2 protein-coding genes are annotated in these 2,727 nt (G+C 42.2%); both read left to right on the forward strand.

Annotated features, from left to right (window positions below):
- Positions 1 to 60 precede the first annotated feature (60 nt).
- On the forward strand, positions 61 to 1,266 hold the full coding sequence (locus LC608_RS36590; RefSeq protein WP_229558179.1) for a sigma-70 family RNA polymerase sigma factor: 1,206 nt from the start codon (positions 61 to 63) through the stop codon (positions 1,264 to 1,266).
- Positions 1,267 to 1,273: 7 nt separating this feature from the next.
- Entirely contained in the window at positions 1,274 to 2,455 is a 1,182-nt protein-coding gene (locus LC608_RS36595; protein ID WP_229558180.1) for a DUF1822 family protein, read from the forward strand.
- Positions 2,456 to 2,727: the final 272 nt, after the last annotated feature.

Here is a 2,727-nt window from a genome sequence, read left to right on the forward strand (position 1 = left end):
TTATACAGCTATGCAGCTTGATATTAAATTGGTATTATGCAAGAATAAGTAGTTTTTTTTATGCGTACTCGTCACAGTATTACTGAATTATTTACGACTTTTTTAAAATTAGATGGTGACAGGATAATGGGTTGGGCAGTTGATGTTAAACTGCGTCGAAATCTAGCTAATTGCCAGGCACGTCTATTGCAGCCAGAAAGCTCGGAGAATTTTTGGATATGTTATTGGTATAAATTGTGGCAAAAACAGCCAGAAGGTTTGGCAAGAGAACATTTTTCGGCTTATTTACAAGAAGCGTGTTATTGGGCTGCTCACAAAACAGTTGCTAATCTTTATTTTACTCAATATACAGTGTCTGACTGTTTTCAAATGGTCATAACTCGTGTCGATAAGGTTTTAAAAGGATTTCAACCCAATATAGGCTTTAACCTGAATAATTATGCTAGTGCGATTTTCAGCAGCGAGATCAAGGAAATACTGCGATCGCACAATGAAATTGATATTTGCACTAACTGGCGATTGTTACGGAAACTGACTCAAAAGCGTCTGGTAGAGTCTTTACAAAATGTTGGACTCAGTACAGAGACAATACAACGCTACGTATTAGCTTGGAAATGCTACCAAGCACTATATGCCCCACAGCGGACTACAGGCACCCGCCAACTGTCAAAGCCAGATGACGCTACATGGAGTGCGATCACCCAGCTTTACAATTCGGAACAGCACACCCAACTTTCCCAACCAGGGATGGAGTGCAACCCGCAAACGATGGAAAAATGGCTGGTTGCTTGTGCCAAGGCAGTACGAGAATATTTTTACCCCAGTATGGCTTCTCTGAATGCGCCCAGAGGGAATGACGATTCTGGAGAGTATCAAGATATATTACCGCAACTGAAGCAGGACTCCTTAATGACGGAAATCATTGCTCAAGAAGAATTCCTTGAGAGACAGTCAATGCAATCTCAAATCAGCAATGTGTTAATTGCAGCATTGAACGACCTGGATGAGGAGGCACAAAAGATAATAAAACTTTACTATAGCCAGAATTTGACTCAACAGCAGATTGCCCAACAGCTGGGAATTAAGCAATATACCATTTCTCGTAGACTCGCCAAAGCAAAAGACTCGTTACTACTCAAGCTGGCAAACTGGAGTAAAGAGTCACTCCATATTTCTCTAAACTCACTCATACTTAACTATATCAACACCGTTTTAGAGGAATGGTTAAAAGCTTACTATAGTCTTTCCTCCTCTAACTTGGAGTAGTATCAACATGATGTTTAATCCAGGCACACTCAATTTAACAAACTCTACACATTTGTGGTTAGAAATTCCTGAAGCCGAGCGAACCAAAATTTGGCAGCAAAGTCAAGCGTTTTCGACGAGTAATCGCCGTTGGATGGCATATCTTAACCGCTTGAGCTTGAATGCTTTTCTGCCTTGGCTACGGGCAGAACATACTCCTAATGCTGCTGTTTTTCCTAATATTGCCGCTTTGCCCAGCGTTTGGGAAGTAGTCAACGGTGTAGGGATTTCTCTGGAAGGAAAACGATTGGTATTAATTCCATCTGAAGCAGTGGATTTAAGCGAACTGCGCGTTCCTCAAGAGTGGGTGGATATCCCTAGCTGGACAGCAGATTATTATCTAGCGGTACAAGTTAATTTTGAAGAGGGTTGTATGCGGATTTGGGGATACACTACCCAAGCTCTACTGAAAAATATGGGTAGTTATGATGCGAGTGATCGCGCTTATTGTTTGGATGGGCAGGATTTGATTTTTAATCTCAATATTTTATGGATGGCAAGTCAAATATGTCCCGAAGAAGCTACCCGTGCTGAAAAAACTGCACCGCTACCAGAATTAGCGATCGCGCAAGCACGAAACTTGCTTCAACGTCTAGGAAATCCTGGAGTGATTTTACCACGCCTAGCAGCACCATTTTCAACCTGGGGAGCGCTTCTAGAACATGGAGGTTGGAGACAGCGATTGTATGAACAACGCCAAGGACAACAACAACAGTGGTCGATTACTCAATGGTTGCAAACTGGTGTGTCAGATTTTGCACAGAAATTTGGCTGGGCAAGTATCGAGTCACAGCTGAATTTTGCAGGAGCTAGGAGTTCACAGCAAGCATCAACATTGCCAATTTTAGTGCGGAAAGTCACCATTGCCGGACAACAATACGAATTGCGCGTACAGCCTAAAACTAATATTGAAGATAGAGTATGGCGCATTGAACTGCATAATGCAACCGAAGGCGAGATGATTCCCAGTGGATTTAAATTGAGACTTTTGACAGAAGATTTACAGCCATTTGATGGAAACCAAGTACAAGCAAAAACTGCTGTAGATAGGCTTTACATTGAAGTAGCTCTGGGTGATCTTCAAGAAGGATTGGTTTGGGAGATAGAACCGACCCCAGAAGACTTTGAACACGAAATCTTACTTTTTTAAATTCAGTAGACCGAAAACTTTTGCGATGCCTGCGGCGGGCGTAGCCATCGCTAAAAAATAGTAGTGTACGATAGACCACCAGATAAGATTTCCCAGTTATTTAGAGAATTGCTACTACCGTCCTACAGAGACTCCCACAGAATGTTACGTTGAGTACCTAGAGGGTTGACCCAGCAACCAAAATTAACGGATTGGTGAAGGCAAGCAACCCATACAAACTGTTTTGGGTAGCTACAGATAGGATTTGTGGCAGTAGCAGACACCGCCTATTT

This window comes from Nostoc sp. XA010, from assembly GCF_020829625.1.
GTDB lineage: Bacteria > Cyanobacteriota > Cyanobacteriia > Cyanobacteriales > Nostocaceae > Nostoc.

What these genes read in the sequence shown, in the direction of transcription:
- LC608_RS36590 (WP_229558179.1), top strand. Translation starts at nt 61, where the DNA reads ATGCGTACTCGTCACAGTATTACTGAATTATTTACGACTTTTTTAAAA.
- LC608_RS36595 (WP_229558180.1), top strand. Translation starts at nt 1,274, where the DNA reads ATGATGTTTAATCCAGGCACACTCAATTTAACAAACTCTACACATTTG.